Annotated in this window: 17 protein-coding genes, 1 pseudogene and 1 riboswitch; of the genes and pseudogenes, 7 read left to right on the top strand and 11 right to left on the bottom strand. The window is 39.0% G+C overall.

Features of this window, described 5'->3' with window-relative positions:
* The first annotated feature begins 126 nt into the window (after positions 1 to 126).
* Positions 127 to 1,320 (top strand): HD-GYP domain-containing protein, encoded by a 1,194-nt coding sequence (locus GQR53_RS18255; RefSeq protein WP_165744855.1) that lies wholly within the window; start codon positions 127 to 129, stop codon positions 1,318 to 1,320.
* 53 nt (positions 1,321 to 1,373) lie between these two features.
* Here GQR53_RS18255 and GQR53_RS18250 read toward each other — a convergent pair whose 3' ends face one another.
* The 6 genes from GQR53_RS18250 to GQR53_RS18225 all read right to left on the bottom strand — a co-directional run bounded on the left by GQR53_RS18250 (position 1,374) and on the right by GQR53_RS18225 (position 6,817).
* Positions 1,374 to 2,411, bottom strand: a complete 1,038-nt coding sequence (locus GQR53_RS18250) for a general secretion pathway protein GspB (protein WP_165723572.1) — start codon at positions 2,409 to 2,411, stop codon at positions 1,374 to 1,376.
* A gap of 11 nt (positions 2,412 to 2,422) precedes the next feature.
* The gene (locus tag GQR53_RS18245; protein WP_165744853.1) at positions 2,423 to 3,340 is read right to left on the bottom strand and encodes an AAA family ATPase; all 918 of its coding nucleotides are present in this window, start codon (positions 3,338 to 3,340) and stop codon (positions 2,423 to 2,425) included.
* 164 nt (positions 3,341 to 3,504) lie between these two features.
* Positions 3,505 to 4,023 (bottom strand): DUF1566 domain-containing protein, encoded by a 519-nt coding sequence (locus GQR53_RS18240; protein ID WP_165744851.1) that lies wholly within the window; start codon positions 4,021 to 4,023, stop codon positions 3,505 to 3,507.
* Between the two features lie 9 nt (positions 4,024 to 4,032).
* Positions 4,033 to 5,688: a DUF1566 domain-containing protein gene (locus GQR53_RS18235; protein WP_165744850.1), complete on the bottom strand. Its 1,656-nt coding sequence runs from the start codon at positions 5,686 to 5,688 to the stop codon at positions 4,033 to 4,035.
* 69 nt (positions 5,689 to 5,757) lie between these two features.
* Positions 5,758 to 6,090 (bottom strand): hypothetical protein, encoded by a 333-nt coding sequence (locus GQR53_RS18230; protein WP_024596875.1) that lies wholly within the window; start codon positions 6,088 to 6,090, stop codon positions 5,758 to 5,760.
* Between the two features lie 22 nt (positions 6,091 to 6,112).
* Positions 6,113 to 6,817 (bottom strand): DUF2982 domain-containing protein, encoded by a 705-nt coding sequence (locus GQR53_RS18225; protein ID WP_165744848.1) that lies wholly within the window; start codon positions 6,815 to 6,817, stop codon positions 6,113 to 6,115.
* Between the two features lie 246 nt (positions 6,818 to 7,063).
* Between GQR53_RS18225 and GQR53_RS18220 the strand changes: the two genes are divergently transcribed.
* The 3 genes from GQR53_RS18220 to msrA all read left to right on the top strand — a co-directional run bounded on the left by GQR53_RS18220 (position 7,064) and on the right by msrA (position 11,840).
* Positions 7,064 to 8,116, top strand: a complete 1,053-nt coding sequence (locus GQR53_RS18220; RefSeq protein ID WP_039484841.1) for an efflux RND transporter periplasmic adaptor subunit — start codon at positions 7,064 to 7,066, stop codon at positions 8,114 to 8,116.
* A gap of 3 nt (positions 8,117 to 8,119) precedes the next feature.
* Positions 8,120 to 11,218 (top strand): efflux RND transporter permease subunit, encoded by a 3,099-nt coding sequence (locus tag GQR53_RS18215; RefSeq protein ID WP_165744846.1) that lies wholly within the window; start codon positions 8,120 to 8,122, stop codon positions 11,216 to 11,218.
* Positions 11,219 to 11,303: 85 nt separating this feature from the next.
* The gene (gene msrA, locus GQR53_RS18210; protein ID WP_002958750.1) at positions 11,304 to 11,840 is read left to right on the top strand and encodes a peptide-methionine (S)-S-oxide reductase MsrA; all 537 of its coding nucleotides are present in this window, start codon (positions 11,304 to 11,306) and stop codon (positions 11,838 to 11,840) included.
* A gap of 236 nt (positions 11,841 to 12,076) precedes the next feature.
* Here msrA and GQR53_RS18205 read toward each other — a convergent pair whose 3' ends face one another.
* Positions 12,077 to 13,927, bottom strand: a complete 1,851-nt coding sequence (locus tag GQR53_RS18205; protein WP_165744844.1) for a TonB-dependent receptor — start codon at positions 13,925 to 13,927, stop codon at positions 12,077 to 12,079.
* 36 nt (positions 13,928 to 13,963) lie between these two features.
* Positions 13,964 to 14,148: riboswitch (cobalamin riboswitch) on the bottom strand.
* 166 nt (positions 14,149 to 14,314) lie between these two features.
* Positions 14,315 to 14,797, bottom strand: coding sequence for a YajQ family cyclic di-GMP-binding protein (locus GQR53_RS18200; RefSeq protein ID WP_165744842.1), 483 nt, complete (start codon positions 14,795 to 14,797; stop codon positions 14,315 to 14,317).
* Positions 14,798 to 14,949: 152 nt separating this feature from the next.
* On the opposite strand from GQR53_RS18200, the gene GQR53_RS18195 reads away from it, so the two are divergent.
* Positions 14,950 to 15,303, top strand: a complete 354-nt coding sequence (locus tag GQR53_RS18195) for a VanZ family protein (protein WP_002958754.1) — start codon at positions 14,950 to 14,952, stop codon at positions 15,301 to 15,303.
* Positions 15,296 to 16,198 (top strand): 2-dehydropantoate 2-reductase, encoded by a 903-nt coding sequence (locus GQR53_RS18190; RefSeq protein WP_165744840.1) that lies wholly within the window; start codon positions 15,296 to 15,298, stop codon positions 16,196 to 16,198. Before GQR53_RS18195 ends, GQR53_RS18190 begins: the two co-directional genes overlap by 8 nt.
* 25 nt (positions 16,199 to 16,223) lie before the next feature.
* Here GQR53_RS18190 and thiI read toward each other — a convergent pair whose 3' ends face one another.
* Complete coding sequence (gene thiI, locus GQR53_RS18185; protein WP_165744838.1) at positions 16,224 to 17,681, bottom strand: tRNA uracil 4-sulfurtransferase ThiI; 1,458 nt, start codon at positions 17,679 to 17,681, stop codon at positions 16,224 to 16,226.
* Between the two features lie 380 nt (positions 17,682 to 18,061).
* Positions 18,062 to 18,727, bottom strand: a complete 666-nt coding sequence (locus GQR53_RS18180) for a TetR/AcrR family transcriptional regulator (protein WP_165744837.1) — start codon at positions 18,725 to 18,727, stop codon at positions 18,062 to 18,064.
* A 198-nt stretch (positions 18,728 to 18,925) separates the two neighbouring features.
* On the opposite strand from GQR53_RS18180, the gene coaD reads away from it, so the two are divergent.
* Positions 18,926 to 19,417, top strand: a complete 492-nt coding sequence (coaD, locus tag GQR53_RS18175) for a pantetheine-phosphate adenylyltransferase (RefSeq protein WP_039484868.1) — start codon at positions 18,926 to 18,928, stop codon at positions 19,415 to 19,417.
* 32 nt (positions 19,418 to 19,449) lie between these two features.
* Here coaD and GQR53_RS18170 read toward each other — a convergent pair.
* Positions 19,450 to 19,795: pseudogene (locus tag GQR53_RS18170) on the bottom strand (hypothetical protein); the annotation flags it as partial.

Genomic DNA, 19,795 nt, shown 5'->3' with positions numbered 1-19,795 from the left:
AAAAATCCCCGCTAATTTCTTAGCAGGGATTTGTGTATAAGAGACAGCTGTAAAGTGCCTTTTTTATTTGGTCGTTACGTATAAGTTTGTTAGTTTAAAAGTAGATTAACAACTGAAGTCGTAAAATTGAAAACCATTCCTATTACTAAGTTAGTCCCAGGTATGTTTGTGCAAAGCGTTACCAAACAAACTGGCAGTATTAAAATTAAAAACCAAGGCTGGGTTAAAACTCAAGCTGGTATTAATAACCTGATAAAAGCAGGTATTTTAGAAGTAGAAATTGACCCAGATAAAACCCTCATTGATTCAGTCCCTGAAAAAGATCCTATCGCTACACCTACAACAAAAATAAAGCGTGATCCTTGGCAAAAAATAAACAGCGCTGAGCAAGAAATGGGAAAAGCAAAAAAGCTTTATGACGAAGCAAAAACACTGCAAATAAAAGCATTTAAAGATATAAAAGCTGGCCGTGATATAGATATAGGGCCGTTTAGAGAACTGGCAAGTGGCTTTATGGATTCAGTTTTTAGAAATCAAGATGCCCTAGCCTGCCTTACCCAAATGCGCCAAAAAGATGCCTACCTACTTGAGCACTCAATTAATGTATCAATATTAATGGGTATTTTTGCAAAACACTTAAATATAGAGAAAGATACTATTGTTGAGCTGACTACCGGCGCACTATTACACGACATTGGTAAAATAAAAATCCCTGATGAAGTGCTAAACAAACCTGGGCGCTTTACAGACGACGAATTTAAAATAATGAAAATGCATTCGCTTTTCAGTAAAGAGATATTAGAAGACTCTGGGTTAACAGGAATCGCGGTAGATATTGCAGGTATGCACCACGAAAGACTCGATGGTAAAGGCTACCCGTTTGGTAAAAAAGGTGACGAGATAAGTCAGTATGTGCGTATGGCGTCAATTGTAGATGTTTATGATGCACTTACCGCAGAACGTGTTTATAAAGCAGGCATGGAGCCAATAAAGGCGTTTAAAATATTAAAAGACGGGTGCCCAGATAGCTTTGATCCTGTGCTGCTTAATAAATTTATTCAATGTATTGGCATCCATCCGGTAGGAACGCTTGTAAGGTTATCGAGTCAAAGAGTGGGTTTGGTCACCGAGAGTAATCCGGGGGCACCACTAAAACCTGTCGTTAAAACATTTTACAGCGCTAAGCATAGCCGCTACACCGAAGTAAAAGATATTGATTTATCTAATAAAAAAACTGTAGACACTCTTGAGTCAGCGGTTAAACCTAAAGAATATAATATTGATTTAGAGCGCTTTTATAAAAATTCAATATTATCCTAAGCACAATCGAGAGCTCAATATTCTACCGAGCTCTCAACATGATAACTAAGCGCTTACTGCGGCCAGTCTTGCAAAGCTTTTAAGCTAAACTCATAACCATCAAAATCTAGCACACTTTGCTCAGGTGTAATTTCTGTGACTGTTAGAGCCCCTATACTTTCTCCTTCGTGTAATTCTCGGCCATTTAGCTTGATCCAACGTTTATCAGCACTCGATGAATATATATGCGCTTGATATTTAATACTAGGTAACATTGATTGCAAACCATCAGGTAATAACTCAACAGGCTCAACACGTGATGACGTTTTTGACGCTTGAGTAACTTCATAATCTTGGTTTTTTTCGACATCTTGTATAGCTTGCGCAAATGCATTTTTAAGAGTTGTAGGCACGGCATCAAGCTCAGGGTCACTCGTCTGTTGGGATTGGGTGCTGCCATTAATTGGCTTACCCAATACCTTATATTTACTCATATCAAGTTGAGCCGATGCGGTATTTTGATTTTGCCCAAATACCGCAGTGTTTTGTGCATTATTTGGATTGTAATTACTTTGTGGGTTAAACGCTGGCTGATTATAATTTTGAACCGGCATTACTTGTTGCATGTTTTGCTGATTATAACCTGCTGCGCTCGTGACTTGGCTCGACGGCATAGGAATATACTGACCATTTGGGGTTAATAACATTTGCTGTACACCATTGGGTGTTTGCACATGCACAAGTTGCCCTTCAATCGTTGCAGTATTTGTTGGAGCTACTTTTGCAGGCTCTAACTTAGCTACTTGCTGTTTTTCAGCTTCAGCATCTTCCTCTTTAACGTCTTTGTTAGGCGATGATTTTTCGCTTTCCACCACCTTAATTACAGCGGGTTCCGCTGCGTTTAATAAAGTCGTACTTTGAAACCACTTTCCGGCGGTAAAGCCACCCGCTACCGCAATAAAAGCAGCTAAGCTTGTACCAAATACTAATGCTAATCGTCTATAACGTTTAAGTGCTTGCTGTTGCTTTAACTGCTCAGATTGTAAGTCGTACTGTTCAGCACTCATATCTGATTGCTGCGACTGCTTTAGCGCATCTAATAAATAAGACATAACTTACCTAACTATAAAATAAATGAAAGCCCAATGCCTACGGCAAATAAAGCAGCGAATGCAAGGCTATAGGGTACAAATGACGTTGCTTTGTTAGCTTCGTTAACCGGTGCTACAAAATCCATGGGTAATGACTCATGGGCTGATTTTTTTATTATATCGCTATCAACTATCAACTGCTGCTTTGCAAAAGTCCCAACTAAAGCACGCTCACAGACCAAGTTCATTAATCGTGGCACACCGCCAGTTAATTGATGAACAGCTTGCATGGCATCCATCGAAAAGATTCCTTTATCACACCCTGCAATATGTAACCGATGCTTTATGTAAGCGACTGTTTGGCCTTGCGTAAGTGGTAATAAATGGTAACGAGCCGTTATCCTCTGGGCAAGTTGCCTTAATTCGTTGCGCTTCAAAAGATCTTGCAGCTCAGGTTGACCAACCAATACTATTTGTAATAATTTTTTATGATCGGTTTCTATATTTGTCAGCAAACGTAATTGCTCAAGCACGTTAGGGGCAAGTAATTGTGCTTCGTCAATAATAAGTATAGTGTGCCCGCCCGATTTATTATTAGTCTCTAAATGCTTTTTTATAATATCGGTAAGACTTTTAAGCGTCGCATTATGAACATCGTAACTAATATTGAGCTCATCACAAATACTGGCTAATAACTCCAGCTCTGAAAGCGCTGGGTTATGGATCATCGCTACTTGAGTGTTTTCAGGAAGCTGCTCCAACATACTGCGGGTAATTGTAGTTTTACCAGTACCCACTTCGCCTGTTAATAATACAAAACCACCGTCTTCACCTAATCCATAGGTAAGGTGTGCTAAGGCTTCTTTATGTCGTTCACTTAAAAATAAGTAATGAGGGTTGGGCGAAATCGAAAAAGGTTTTTCGTTCAGGCCAAAATAGCTTAAATACACCGTGATGTTCCTTCGTAATTAAATCACGGCCTATAATGGCAAAAAAATGCGCTGAGTGACAACGTTGTAAGCGCTTTATTATTGAAATAACGTAAATTTATGTAAAACAAAAAAGTGCAGCTGTTTTAAGGCTGCACTTTTGTCTGTCTAATCTTAGTATGCATTTACTCTTCGTAGCGCACTAATCGTAAATACACATTACTGGTTTTAGCATGTAAGCTATTCAACCCACTATCAAATTGATAAACCCACGCTGAGCTCATCGTGCTTACACCCGATGTATTTGACCAATAGTTTTGAAGCTTAGTGCCCAAAAATACGTCTTCATTAATACTCGGCTCTGTGCAACTGTGCTCTAAAATACTCGCCAATTCTTTAATGTTAGGCATTTGCCAATCATCGTAATCTGCGGTTGTATCATTTTTAGCACCGCGTAGTGCCTCTTGCCAAGTAAGAGAAGGTGTTGAACCTTCACAAAGTTGTGTCTCTGTATTATAAGTTTGTCCATAACTACAGCGTTGCCACATAAGGCCTGTTTCACTATCAGACACTGTGCCATCTGTATTTACAGTAAATCTATCTGTCGGTGTTGTGGTATCTGCACCGTCGTAGCACGTTTGCGCCGCTGCAATATTAAAGCTCAAACTTATAGTTGCTAGTGCATAGAGTAATTTAAATTTCATTATTTTCTCCTAACGACTTCTAACTAAACGTACATAAGCAGTATTTTCTTTTGGATAAGCAAGGTCGTTACCATCACTCATATCAATGATATACGCTTGAGATAAACTGGTACCATCAGCTGCTGTTTGAGAGGTCCAGTACGGTAAATCCACATTTTCTATATCACCTGATTGAGGAATATAAGGAAATAACGATTCGTCTATCAGCACTCTTTGCCCTTGTTTCCCGTAATCAATTAAACCTAAAAGCTCATTATAAGTTGGTAAGCGCCAGTTTGTACCACCACAGAAATCTAAGCTATTCACTTCGTTTATATAGCTTTGCACGCCGCAACTGGTATCATTTGGGCATGTGCTATTTGCAGTACTTGTATCTGTAAAAGTAGTTTCTCCTATATCCCAAAAGTAATGATTTTGCCCCTCACGCAAACTTGTATCTGGTAATACTCCTGAGGATTCAGTTTTTACTTCCCATACAAGCCCAGTAACATTATCGCGTATACAGGTAAAGTCACTACTATCATCACCAACTTCATCAGCAAACTGATTAAGTTTAGTGTAATCAAACGCTAAATTACCTTTGCCAACTTTATCTAAGCGGTTTGCATAGCTATCGCGTCCAAGCTCTGCATCTTGCGCTGGAAAGTCATCACTCTCACAATTAATACGTTGAGTATTGTTATAACACTCACCAACACCACTATCGTTGATGAATCCAAGTGCTTTGGGTGATACATCAACAAATAAGGAGTCTGTATCGGTGCGTCCTTTTGAGTCGGTTACCGTGACTTCAAAGCTCAATGTAGACTCAGTATCAACATCTGAGGCAAAAAATGTCGTTGTACATTGGTCGCTATTGCTTAATGTTTCGCTATTACCGGTAAGTTGTTGCCATTTACACTTATAGGTATCGGTAACTGTTTCGCTATTTGTTGCATCAAGCGTTACTTGTTCAAACTCTTCAACATTTTGATCTGCGCCTGCATTTGCATCCACTAACTCATTTGTTTTGTTGAGTGTCATTGAATATTGAGTGCTCGCCTCGCCACCCTCATCATCAGTGACAGTTAGCTGCCAAGATAAATTCACGTTACTTTCAAGTAATGGATGAGAAAAGCTAAGAGTTGATTCATTAAAACTCTCAATATCTAAATCAGGACCCGATAGCAATTGCCACATATAACTATCAATTTGGCCATTATCATCAGGATCGCTCGACTCTAGGGCACTCAAAGTCACTGTACCTTTGTATACAGAGGGAAGTGTTTCAGGAGATGTTTGTGTAACAACAGCAAGAGGTAGTTGGTTATTAGAGCTCACTGAAATAGAAATGTCGTCACTAACAGCACTACTACCTGTACTTTGATAGCTCACTCTTAATATTATTTGACTATCAGTTTTTACGTCAGGTGCAGTAAGTGTTTGCTCAGCGCCTTCAAGGGGGAAACCTTCTATGCTTGGGCCACTAACTTGTTGCCATGAAAACGTACCATCAGCGGGGGAACCTTGTGCTGTGATGGTAAATTCAGATTTTTCGATAATTTGTAAATCGGCTCCAGCATTAACAGACGTTTCAACAACTGTATTATCGCTATCACCGCCACCGCCTCCACACGCACTCAGTAAACCACACGAAATGAGGGGGATTAAAGCAAACGCTTTCATACGCAGCACCTTATTATGTCAAATAATTACTATAGTGTAATCACTAGCAATAAAGATGCCATTAAAGTACTACATATATGTATCTTGATGAATGCGTACAAACAACTTCGTACCGATTTTACTGTAATCTATTTTGTATTCACGCCCGTCTAGGGCTTGAATAAACAGCAACTGCTTTTCTTCGCCAAATACATCAGCGCTACTTACATAAACCATTTCTAAATAACGCTCTTTTGCATCACGGCGGTTTTTAGGTAATTCTTCTTTAAATGGCTCCAGACCATGTTGCGTTACTTTAATTCGAGGATGAATTTCAGAGTTTACAATCACTAAATCATGCTTTTTATCTTTATGTATTATGGTGTTTCGACCACTTTTTAAAAAGGCTCTCTCTTGACTCATTTTTCTTTCCTACAGTCGTAGCTTAATTACTAAGCTGCGACGCTATAAACTGACTAGGCTCGCGCTTCCACTTATTTAAGTTAGCACTAAATGCCCAAATATCTCTATCTAACACGCTGGCAGGCAATAATAAATCGTAACCTGTTAGCTGCTGAAGGTGCTTAGTTCTATTAGCAAACATGGCTATAAGACCAGTATAGCTTATCCCTTTATGGGATGTGTAATGTGTATCTTCTATTAACCATTCTGATGGGCAATTGCCATTTTTGCAATGCTTTTGAACAACTTGCATAAATAAATTACGCTGCTCTATTAATAACTTCCCTGCAATTCTAGGCGCTATACTTGATAAAAAGTCGTCTATATCATTTACCCTAACGCCAACCGCATTTAATTCTAAATAGTCAAAGCCATCTTCTACTTTGGGTATTCCACTGTGATGAAAGTTACTATGAGGCATACTCCAAGCTCCGTATTTGTGGCAATAAACGAGCTCAGATTCGCTTAATATAAGGCTATGGTATGGTTCTTGAGATTTTAAAAATCCAATAAAAATAGCCACAAGGCACAAGCTCACTAAAAATATTTCAACAATGCTGATCTCACCTGGTCTTAATAAATTAAACAACATAATAAAGACTAAGCCTATAGCACCTACAACAATCACCTCAATTGCGTTTCGCGCGCCCTGTGCCCGAAACTTAATGACATTGTCAGATTTATCCATATTGGTAAAACACCATATAAAAAACAAACATAATAATGCCCCAAATTATGACCTTTCTTGTTGTTATACATAAGTTACAGCTAGTTTTAAATTTCATACATTACCGCTTTTTCCTCAACAATATAGGAACAATGAATAAATCTTATTTACTTTTACGCTTAACGCACAAATTTATGAGATACATAACCGTCTTTTCACGGTCTTATTTCGTACAATACTTACAATTCATTTTCAGGTATGAAATCAATGTACTCAAGACAATCAGGTAAAGCACTTTTTCCATTTATTATTACGTTACTTTTAATATTTAGCGTTTATTTATATTTACCCGCTAGCCACGGCGAACAAGCCGATTCATCACAAATGTCTACCCAAGTAACGGCTCATACTGTTACCTCTGAGGAAAACGCAGTGATGATAGAGGCCATCGGTAGTGCACGTGCAAACCAAGCTATTTATATAAAAAGTGCGCAAAACGATTATGTCACAGATATATATTTTAAAGATGGCGACTTAGTCAGTAAAGGACAAAAATTAGTACAGTTACAAAGCCAACAAGAGCAACTTGCAGTTAAAGAACTCGGTATTAACTTACGTGAGGAAAAACGTCAGTTAGATCGCCTTACCGAACTTTCACGTTCGCAATCAACGGCAAAGTCATTACTTGAAGAACAATTATCTCGTGTTGATGCCACTGAAGCTCAACTAGAAAGCGCTAAAACAAAGTTAAATGAAATGACTATTACCGCGCCATTTTCAGGCCTGTTAGGTAAGCGTGAAATATCAGTTGGCGCCTACGTAAGCAACACAACAATAATCACCACACTTGATGATATTAGTATTATTAAAGTTGACTTCAAAGTACCTGAAAAATATTTAGCACAATTAAACATGGGTATGAAAGTACTTACCCAAAACGATGCCTACCCAGGGCAGACATTTAACGGCAAGGTAACGCATATTAGCTCGCGTATTGATTCGGTAACACGCAGTGTTGAAGTAACTGCAAGCTTTGCTAATAAATCAGGATTACTTCGCCCTGGTATGTTACTAAATACAGCACTTGAGCTAAGCAGTAACCAAGCTTTAATGGTGCCAGAAAAAGCGGTTATCCCTTTACAAGACAAACACTTTGTTTTTCAAATTCAAGACGGAGTAGCCAATAAGGTTGAAGTGCATGTTGCTGGCAGAAATAATGGCTGGGTTGCTATCGATGAAGGTTTAAATGATGGCGAGCAAATTGTTACTGAAGGGCTAATAAAAATTCGCTCTGGTAGTAAAGTAAGCGTAAAGGGGTAATACGTGAAAATTACTGATACTAGCGTTAAACGCCCCGTTTTTGCCATAGTAATTAATTTACTACTTCTTACTTTTGGTCTGGTTGCATTTACTATGCTGCCACTTCGTGAGTACCCTGATATTGAAACGCCAATAGTAAATATCAGCACTGAATACACAGGTGCTTCTGCCGAAATTATAGAAACCAAAATAACGCAAATAATAGAAAATCGAATTTCAGGTATTGAAGGCATCAAAAGTATTAACTCTTCGAGCCGTAATGGGCGCTCAAACATTACCATTGAGTTTGATATTAATCGCGACATAGATGCTGCATCTAACGATGTACGCGAACGTGTAGCACGTGCGCTTGATAGTTTACCCGATCAGGTGCGCCCACCAGAAGTGTCTAAATCAAATAGTGATGAAAGCCCAATCGCATGGTTTGTATTAAACAGCGAAACAATGGACTCGTTACAGCTCTCTGATTATGCGCAGCGTTTTATTGTTGACCGCTTAGCCGTTGTAGATGGTGTATCTAACGTGCGTATTGGTGGTGAGCGCCAATACGCCATGAAAATTTGGCTAAACCGCCAAGCAATGGCTGCACGCGGTATTACCTCAAGCGATATTGAAAATACACTGCGTACAGAAAACGTTGAATTACCTGCCGGCGAAATAGAATCAATAGATCGCGACTTTACCGTGCGTACCGCACGTAGTTATAAAGATCAGCGCGATTTTAAAAACCTTGTTATTAAACGTGGTGAAGAAGGTTATTTAGTGCGTTTAGGTGAAGTTGCCGACGTAAAATTAGAAGCTGCCGATGACGAAAGCTTATTTCGTGGTAACGGGCGCAACATGATTGGCCTAGGAATTGTAAAACAAGCTAAAGCAAACACGCTTACCGTAGTAGATAACGCACGCAGTGAACTTGAAAAAATCAAACGTAACCTACCTGAAGGCACCACAATTCAAGACAGCTACGATTCATCAGTATTTATTAAAGAATCAATTAGTGAAGTTTACAGCACACTTGCCATCTCTATGGGTTTAGTCGTACTCGTTATATTTTTGTTTTTAGGCAATATACGAGCAACGCTTATTCCTGCGGTTACCGTACCGGTCGCACTTGTTGGTAGCTTTATGTTTTTATTAGCAATGGGCTACTCAATCAACTTACTCACTTTACTTGCCTTAGTACTGGCTATTGGTTTAGTAGTAGATGATGCCATTGTAATGCTTGAAAACATTCACCGTCGTATTGAACTGGGTGAGCCGCCATTACTAGCTGCATATAGAGGTGCGCGTGAAGTTGGTTTTGCCATAGTAGCAACCACGCTTGTACTAATATCGGTGTTTGTGCCATTGGTGTTTATGGATGGCCGTATAGGGGCATTATTTACTGAGTTTGCAATGGCGGTGAGTGCTGCCGTATTTTTCTCAAGTGTTACAGCGCTTACTCTTGCACCAGCCCTGTGTTCTAAAGTACTTAAAGTATCAGACAAACCAAATAAATTTAGCCAATGGATGGACCGCCAGTTTACTAAAATTGAAGTAAGTTACCGTAAATCGCTCTCCACTAACATAACCCGTAAATGGGGCTTAATGGTGAGCTTATTATTAGCGGGCTTTGTTAGTTACTCGTTGTTTTTACAAGTTCCCTCTGAGCTAACGCCAAAAGAAGACCGTGGCACGTTCTTTATTATGATGAGCGGCCCTGAGGGCGCAAGTTACGAAAATAACGCCGCTAATATGGCTAAAATTGAAGAACGTTTAATGCCTTACTCGCAAGCAGGTGAGCTAAGTCGTGTACTTGTTCGAGTGCCAGGCTGGGGTGGCAGCGGCGGTGTTGCGATTGTTGGTATGGCCGATTGGGATAAACGCAAACGCTCAACATGGGAAGTAATGGACGAAATAAGCGGTAAAATGCAAGAAGTTACCGATGTGCGTGCATTTGCCATTATGCGCCGTGGTATTGGCGGCGGTGGCTCTTCTCGCCCTATTGAGTTTGTATTGCAAGGTAATGATTATGCACAACTTGCCGATTGGCGTGACCGTATAATTAAACGTGCCGAACAAAACCCAGGTTTAGTAAGAATCGATCATGATTATAAAGAAACCTTCCCGCAGTTTTTAGTCAGCATAGATAAAAACAAGGCTGCTGATTTAGGCGTTTCGGTATCTGATGTAGGCCGTACACTTGAAACAATGCTTGGCCAACGCCGTGTTACAACCTTTATTGACCGTGGTGAAGAATACGATGTAATTTTAAAAGGGACTAAAGAAGACTTTACTAACCCTACTGACATTTCAAATATATATCTTAAATCACGAAGCGGTGAACTAGTCCCACTTGATAGCCTTATCAGCTTAAAAGAAGAAGCAACCGCATCGCGCTTAAACCGATACAACCGTATGCGCGCAATTACATTAAGCGCCAACTTAGCCGACGGTTATACGCTTGAGCAAGCGCTTAACTTTTTAAACGAAGTAGCCGCGCAAGAAAACGATATAGATGGCGCCGTAGATTACAAAGGCGAGTCGCAGCTTTATTACGAAGGCGCATCAGCGATGACCTACGTATTTATACTTGCACTCACCGTTACCTTTTTAGTACTGGCAGCGCAGTTTGAAAGCTTTATGCATCCATTCGTCATTATGCTTACCGTACCACTTGGTTTAATGGGCGCTATGTTCGGACTTTGGGCTACAGGACTTACCTTAAATATTTACAGCCAAATAGGTATTGTCATGCTCATAGGGCTAAGTGCTAAAAACGGTATTTTGATTGTAGAATTTACTAACCAACTGCGCGATAAAGGCGTTGAATTTAGTGAAGCTATTTTGCAAGCGGCAACTCAGCGTTTGCGCCCTATTATTATGACCTCGCTGACTACGGTTATGAGTTCGGTACCTTTAGTACTTGCTTCAGGCCCGGGCGCTGAAAGCCGTATGGTGATAGGTGTAGTCGTGTTTACTGGGGTTATTGTATCGACCCTACTAACTCTTTTTGTTGTACCTGCTGCATATTATGCACTTGCACGTAACACTCAATCACCTGAGTTTTTACAGCAAAAATTAGACAAACAAGCCGCTAAAAAACCTTTCGAAGAGATCTAGCCTCTTAATTGCGCCGTAACCTTGTTGTTGCGGCGCATACAATTTATGCTCGCCTTTAAACCCCATATACATTTTAGGAATACTTATGAGCTCAACAACGCAAGTAGCAACATTTGGTGGCGGCTGTTTTTGGTGTATAGATGCTGCATTTAGACGTGTAAATGGCGTACTAACCGTAAGCTCTGGCTACACCGGCGGTGAAACAAATAACCCAACATATGATTCTGTATGCTCAGGCACAACCGGTCACGCTGAGGTTGTTAAAATTGAATTTGACGCGACTGTAGTTAGCTTTGAAACACTCTTAGCAATGTTTTTCACACTGCATGACGCAACACAATTGAATCGCCAAGGTAACGATATAGGCACACAATATAGAAGTGTGGTTTACTATCACGATGAAGCTCAACTTAAGCAAACCAACGAAGTGATAGCTCAACTGCAAAGCCATGTCGCTGAGCCAATTGTGACAGAAGTCAGCCCTGCTACTACGTATTACCCAGCAGAGCATTATCACCAAGATTACTATAACGAAAACCCACAGCAGGGTTACTGTAGTATTTTAATAGCACCTAAATTACATAAGTTTGAAACCGTATTTAAAGAGTTCTTAGCTGATTAATACCAATCTGCATAAGTATAGAAGCTATTTAACGATAATAAAATTGCGCTCTAACTAGGCAAAAATTTTATATCTAGTGGTTCTAAATAAAAATTTATAACGACGTTAGCGTATGATTTAATCGGTTAAACTGTTTAGAGGTCTATGCAGGTTGGTATAACTTAAAAGTAAACAGAAAATGCAAAAAGCCCGATAACTTATCGGGCTTTTGTATTTTTTATAACTAAATAATAAACTTAGAACTGGTAGCTAATCCCAGCAAATACTTGTCTGCTGGGTGCGCTGTAACCTAAAAGCTCACCACTTGCGGCAAAGCCAATACCCGCAGTGAAGTACTCTTTATCAGTTAAGTTTTCAATACGTGCATGTAGCGCTAGATTATCTAAAAGCTGATAGTTAGCAGCAATATTAAACACAGTAAACGCTGCAATTTCTGTATCGTAGTATGAAATTGAATCGCGAGATGAGCGATATAGCATGGTTAGATTGGCGTCAAAATATCCCCAACTTTTAGTAAGTGTATAATTAAATGCTTCAGATGGACGACGCGCTAACTCTTTACCCGTAGTTTCATCTTCTGTATCTAAAAAACTTAAGTTAGCGTTATGTTCAAATCCTAATGCGCTAAACTCAGCACTAATTTCAACCCCTTGCATAGACACACGCGCAACATTTGAAGGGACATATTTTCCCAAATTAGCGTCATATTGGTTTTCAATTAAGTTTGTAATATTATTATCAAAAATAGTAATATCGTAACGACCCCATTTTGTTGTAAGCGTAATGCCCAGCTCATTATTCACAGCCTCTTCGGGCTTAATATCGCTGTTACCTACATAATAGAGGCTATTCGTTACAAACGCGTTCACCAATGATGGTGCTCTAAATGCTGTACCGTGACTTGCACGAACACTAATATATTTATTAGCTTTATAACCAACACCTGTGCTGTATGTATTAGCGCGACCGTGGTAATCGTAATCATCGGTTCTAATAACAGCACTAGCAAGCCATATGTCATCGTCATAAAAAGCACCAATAAATAATGCTTTATTATCGCGTTTTTCATGTAATGAAGTTGCTGTAGAACCGGATAAATCTTCTTGTAATAAATTAACACCGCCACTTAATTCTAGTGTTTGAGTTAAAGTATATAGACCACGATATTCTGCTTCAAAACGTTCAGTACTATAAAAAGTATTTACTGCAGTCCCTGTTTGCTCATTTTCTTCTTGCGATAAACTGACTGAAACACCTTGATTATAATTTTGAGAGCTTTTTTCCCAACCTAATTTAGCTATATAGTTTTCAAAATCATAAGCGTCGCTAGAGTATGCCGAGTCGTATTCACCCTCACCCTCACTATACTGTGCTTGTGCGCTAAATTGACCCAAATCTTCAGTATGATAGCTTAAGTTAAAACCAATATTTTTATTTCTATAGCCATCATCATCATGATCTTTAGTAATTGCAGCAGTAGGGTCTTTTTCAGTAACATCAAAGCCATCTGTTTCTTCATAACCTGCATTGTATTTAAAGCTCAACGCATCTTTAGCTACCCCACCTGCTAGCTGATAGTTTGAGTAACTATTGCTACCAAATGTTGCAGATAAGGTATTATTAATTGCATCACGAGTAATGATGCTAATAACCCCTGCGATTGCATCTGAACCATAAATGGCCGCGCGAGCACCTTTGATAACTTCGATACGTTCAATGCTATTAACAGGGATATTAGTAAGCGACACACTCCCCGATGTCGCATCACTTATCCTAACACCATCCACCAAAACCAATGTGTATTTTGCCGACGCGCCACGTACAAATACATCCGCTTTTTGCCCAAAGCCCCCATTACTTACAATATCAAGACCAACAACTGTATTTAAAAGGGAGGGTAAATCGCGTACGTTGCTTGCTTCTATTTCTGCACGCTCAATAACATTTACACTTGCTAAAACGTCATTGATTGATTGCTCAAATTTATTAGCTGTAACGGTTATTTTTTCAATTGATTGCTCTGCGCCAGACACAGAAAATGAAAGCGCAGCAGAAATAGCAACGCCTAAAGTTGTTTTGTTTAACATGATGTCCCCTACCTTTGCCCACCGCAAAGATTTAAGTAAGTAAGATAGCATCAAGGCCGGTCTCCGGACTCAGTAAGCACATCAAAATATGCAATACTTTACCGTTGCGGGGGCAGTGTTGGGCTTGTAGTCATCATGAAAACGCACCAACTTCCCGATTATCCTGCTAAAAAAATCATTACATGAAGTGGCTAGCAAGCACCTTGAAAATATGTCGCTATTGTGAGTATTTTGTTTACAAATGTCAATGGACGTCTATATAGCTAAAGCTAGATTTACCTATGATAAATACGAAAAATAACCTCACAGAAAAAAAGCCAAACATTACTGTTTAGCTTTTATTAATACATTCAACACACTCGTTAGCTAGGGTCTAGCAGGTGCACTTTAGTCACGAAAGTTTTTAAACTGAAAAGGCTGACCTAGCTCAGCGCTGCGCACTACTTGCATAGCCTCTTGAAGATCGTCACGTTTTTTACCTGTCACACGCACTTCTTCGCCTTGAATAGCGGCTTGTACTTTAACTTTTGAATCTTTAATGGCTTTAACCACTTTTTTGGCCATGTCTTTTTCGATACCTTGCTTTAACCCAACGTTACGAAATACATTTTTTCCTGCACGGCTAATATCTTGAAGTTCTAAACTAGCTACATCCATACCGCGCTTTGAAATTTTTCCCGCTAAAATATCAAACAACTGCATAACTTGAGAGTCAGCTTCTGCTTTAAGCTTAATTGTTTTATCGTTCAGCTCAATAGATGCATCAACGCCTCTAAAATCAAAGCGAGTCTCTAGTTCACGGTTTGCGTTATCAACCGCATTTTTAGCTTCGTTCATTTCTACTTCAGATACAATATCAAATGAAGGCATTAGTATACTCCTAACTATTTAATCTTAATTTTATGTGGCAATTATAACGCTAAAATTATAAATCTTTACATTTTTCTGCATCTTGTTCAGGTGCGATACTAAATTAGTTTGATATACTTGCGCCTCTTTTTTAAGCGATTTTAGGATTTGTCGTGACAAGGCGTGTTTATCAAGCAGTTTTTTTAATCAGCATAGTGGCTTTCACCTTTTTATTTGCCAAAGAAATAAAAGGTGGCGTTGTAAATTTATTTCCTCATGTTGATAAAGTTGCCCATTTTGGGATTTTTTTTATATTAGCCATAATAATGGACAAGGCTTTTAAGCTTCCTTTATATGCTCAAATACTCTTATTAGCAGGCTATGGCGCCTCAATAGAAATAATGCAAGACGCACTCCCTTATAGGCAAGCATCACTTGGTGATTTTTTTGCTGATTTTGCAGGTGCTGCAAGCTACTTTTTACTTAGAGTAATTTTTACACCTCGAAAAAAGAACCCACATGGCTAATATTTTAATCGTTGGCGATGGCGCTATTGGCTTATTGCTGAGCCACTTTTTGAGCGCATCGCATAATGTCAGTGTTTTAACTCGTAAAAACCCAACAAATACCCGCTTTTACAGCAGAGCTAAGGGTGCATCAAAAAAAATTGACGCAAAATTTATTTCATTAAATCAGCTAGATAAAGCAACTGAATTTGATGTAATTTTATTTACCGTTAAAGCTTTTCAAGTGCTTGATGCGTTTTCTCAAATAAAGCCACTTTTACCGACACATTGCTCTGTTGTACTTTCGCATAATGGAATGGGCAACGTTGATGAGATAAATAACCAGCTAAACACTCATCAAGCACTCTACTTTTTAACGACAAGCATAGCGGGCTTTAAATCAAACCAATATATTGTGCAACACACAGGTGAAGGACAAAGCGTTATTGGTGGCTGTAATGAGCTTGCACTTCAAAATAGTGCGCCAATAGCTGATATTTTTAAAGTAATACCCAACCTAAAGTTTACTAATAACATTCAGCAGCTTCGTTTTGAAAAGCTACTCGTCAATATTGCCATTAATCCATTAAGCGCTTTAAGTAATGTAAAAAATGGCGAATTACGTGCACCTAAGTACAATACAATAATTTTTAATGCACTCACTGAAGCATGCAATATTGCAAAGGCTCAAGGGCTTAATATCCCATTAATTAAAGCGCTCAATACCGCTTATAAAATAATGGAGTTAACCGCAAATAATTACTCATCAATGCAGCAAGATATAGCTCACAATAGAGAAACTGAAATATCAGCTATATGTGGCTATATTAGCCAACAAGGTAAACTTCACAGTATTCCAACGCCTTACAACGATGAGTTGTTAGTCAAAATTCAGACAAAAAAAAGCGTGGTATAAACCACGCTTATATAAGCTTTTAACTTTACGGGCGATAAACTTTTACCGTTTCGAAGCCCTGTTCGTGCAGCATAAGTGCCTGTAGTTGGCTCATTACGCCTCTGTCACAATATAAATAGTAGTCGGTGTCTTTTGGTAAATCACCAAACTTAGTAGCTAAACGGAAGAACGGCAAATGCACCACTTCAATACCATCGATTGCAAGCGGTGCAGCTTCTTCTTCTTCTGGTGAGCGAATATCAATTACTACAGAGCCTGCAGGTAAATCAGCAACTGACTCAGCCTCTTTTAGCTCTTGCTTGGCCTCTACGTCAATATCGCGTACATCCATTATGCGCGCGTTATTTACTACGGTATCTAGCACATCAAAATCGAACTTTTCTTCTTCGGCTTCTATTACTTCAATTTTGGCTTTAACTGTCGGCTTTTTAGAAATAACACCACAATATTCAGGCATCGTTTCAGCCATTTCAGCTGTACCAATTTGGCGAGCAAGATTAATAATTTCTTGTTTATCATTTTGAATTAGCGGGCGTAAAATAAGCGTTTCAGTAACACGGTCAATCACGCTTAAGTTCGCTAATGTTTGACTAGATACTTGGCCAATACTTTCACCTGTGACAAGCGCCTGAATGTTCAACTTTTCAGCCACTACACTTCCTGCTCGCATCATCATACGTTTAAGCACAACACCCATTTGGCTGTTTTCAACGTTTTCTAGAATTTCAGCAACAACAGGTTCAAAATCAACTGTTATAAATTTAACTTTATGTGTTGAGCTGTATTTTTTCCATAAAAAATAGCTCGCTTGCTTAACACCAATCTCGTGCGCTGCGCCACCTAGATTAAAGAATAAAAAGTGCGTACGTGCGCCTTTACGAATCATTTGGTAACTTGCTACGCCAGAGTCAAAACCACCCGACATAAGTGAAAGCACGTCTTCTTGCGTTGGTAGTGGAAAGCCCGCCATACCAAAATGCGTTTGCGAAACAATGTAAGCTTTATCGTCTTTTACTTCTAAGCGTATTGTTACTTCTGGACGGCTAAGCTTAACGCTTGCGCCTTCAATATGTTGATTTAGCCCACCACCAACATAACGCTCTAAATCAGTCGAGGTAAAGTCGTGTTGGCCTATACGCTTAGCACGCACACAAAAAGTTTTTCCCACAATTGTGTGACCCACTAACGCTATTGTTTTTTGATAGATATCATCGAGAGTTTCAAATTGCGTCTCAGTTACTTCAATAAACTGAACGATACCAGGTATGCGTTTAAGGCTGTCGATAAAATCAAGGCGAACTTGTGCATCTTCAAGCTTTGTAACAACTGAAATATTATCCCAGTTATTTCTTACTTGTACTTTTTCGTCAAGACGTCGCAATACAATTTTAATGTTATTTTCTAACACTTTAGTAAAGCGTTTACGGACCGAACGGCTTTTGATGGCTATTTCAGGATGTAGTTTGACGATAAATTTAAGCATAGTTCACTCTTAGACTGCGGGAATTCGCGCTCCCAGGCATTTGGCGCGCGATTATAGCAAAAAATTCAGCGTCTAGGAAACAACCAATAATTATCGACTAAGCAACCGCGAGGGCCTGTTTATCTTTCGAGGTTAAATTTGCAGCAGTGTGTTTGGTATTTTAGCAAGGCAGAGCCTATGTAGCGTGGTTATTCCCTATAAATAGGCGATAACGTAGCATAAATGCTAAACATACGCTGCTCGAAGGATTCTGCCTTAGGGCAATTAACTCTTTGTTGCCTACATAGATGTAGTCAGTAAGGTAACGCAGGAGCAGTTACCGAGCCCACCAGATTACAAATCTCGCATCGCGATTTAATCGCCCCTAGATTGAACAAATTTTAATCCTGAAGGGTCACAGCCCCTAAGGCTTGTTGTGCTAACTCGGTGTACTTTTCGCGTAGCAGGTTCATTTTATCGATACTTTTATCGGTACTGTACGCTCTAAATAATGTAAGTACTTTTAAAATACCGTGATATATATCTTGCTCAGCAAGGGTACCGCTTGGCCTACGAGCCTTAATATAAGGCGTCCAAAAGCTAACAGTTAACTTTAGTGTATGGGCTAAATCAATAACATCTTGCTCATCAATAGCAATCATTTCACTATCGCGAAGACCTAGAATAATTTTACGAACTTGCTCTAATAACTCTAACTGAAAATCAATGTAAGCTTGTTTTAGCTCAGTGTCTCTGGCGAGTATATCGCCAAGATTGTCGTAAAAAAAATGGTAACGCCACATCAATTCAAATAACGAATCTAAATAAGCCGTTAAATGATTAAATGCATCATCATCTTTATTAATAGGTTTAAAGTGAGTATTTAAATGATCACGATACAGCGCAAAAATATGACGGATAATGTCTTCTTTATTTTTAAAATGATAATAAAGATTACCCGGGCTCATCCCTAAGTTTGATGCAATATGATTTGTCGTTATTGCACGCTCACCATTTTCGTTAAACAACAAAATACTGGTGTGTATTATTTTATCCTTGGTATTCATATGCTAATACTCAAATTATCTATAGGCTACATTACACTCAAAAGAGGTAAACAGTATAAACAAATATGAATCATTAAAACACTCAAACCTTGGACTGACCTGCTCAAAGAAAGTAAGTGTTTATATGCTTTATTAGCTAGGCTGCTTTGTGGCATAAACACTGTTAAACTAGCGCTAAAATCATAAATAGTGAACATTATGAAAGTTATTGCAATTTACCCGGGCACCTTTGATCCACTAACCAATGGTCATACAGATCTGATTCAACGTGCAGCTAAAATGTTTGATACCGTATTAGTTGCGGTTGCGAACAACCCAAGTAAAAAACCCTGTTTTAACCTTGAAGAACGTGTTGAACTTGCAAACTCTATTTTAAGTCACTTAGATAATGTTAAGGTCATTGGTTTTTCTGGCTTATTGGCTGACCTTGCGCGCGATCACAATGCTAATGTGCTTATTCGTGGTATTAGAGCGGTATCTGATTTTGACTATGAATTTCAATTAGCTAACATGAACCGCCGCCTGAATCCTGATTTAGAAAGTGTATTTTTAACACCCGCAGAGCGAAATTCATTTATTTCATCAACGCTCGTTAAAGAAGTAGCACGTCACAATGGTGATGTAAGCGAGTTTGTAGACCCTGTAATTGTCAAAGCGCTAAAAACTAAACTGGGCTGTGGTGCCCAATAACACTTCCCGAATTAGCGCATAACTTGTATGCGCTAATTCGGCTTTTGTATAGATGATGATTTTAATTTTTTAATTAACCAAACAAGTTTTAGCAAATCTTTATTGATAATTAGTATTAGCGCCATAGTGATATCAATAATAGGCATAAGCAAGCCATACAGCATCCACAGCCACCAAAAGTCCCGATTGCCATAAAGAGTATTATCAATATACATGCTCATAAACAGTGAAGCATTGATACCAAGCCCTACAATAAGATAATAAAATCCGTACGGTATTTTGCGTCCTAAAAAAATACGCCACATAAAAATAACGGCAATTGTTAGTACATCGTAAGCGTCTAGCGAACCACACCTAGCATCGATGTTCTGATTATCT

This window comes from Pseudoalteromonas sp. Z9A6 (assembly GCF_011378805.1).
Lineage (GTDB): Bacteria > Pseudomonadota > Gammaproteobacteria > Enterobacterales > Alteromonadaceae > Pseudoalteromonas > Pseudoalteromonas distincta.
This window is presented reverse-complemented; position numbering and strand designations above follow the sequence as displayed.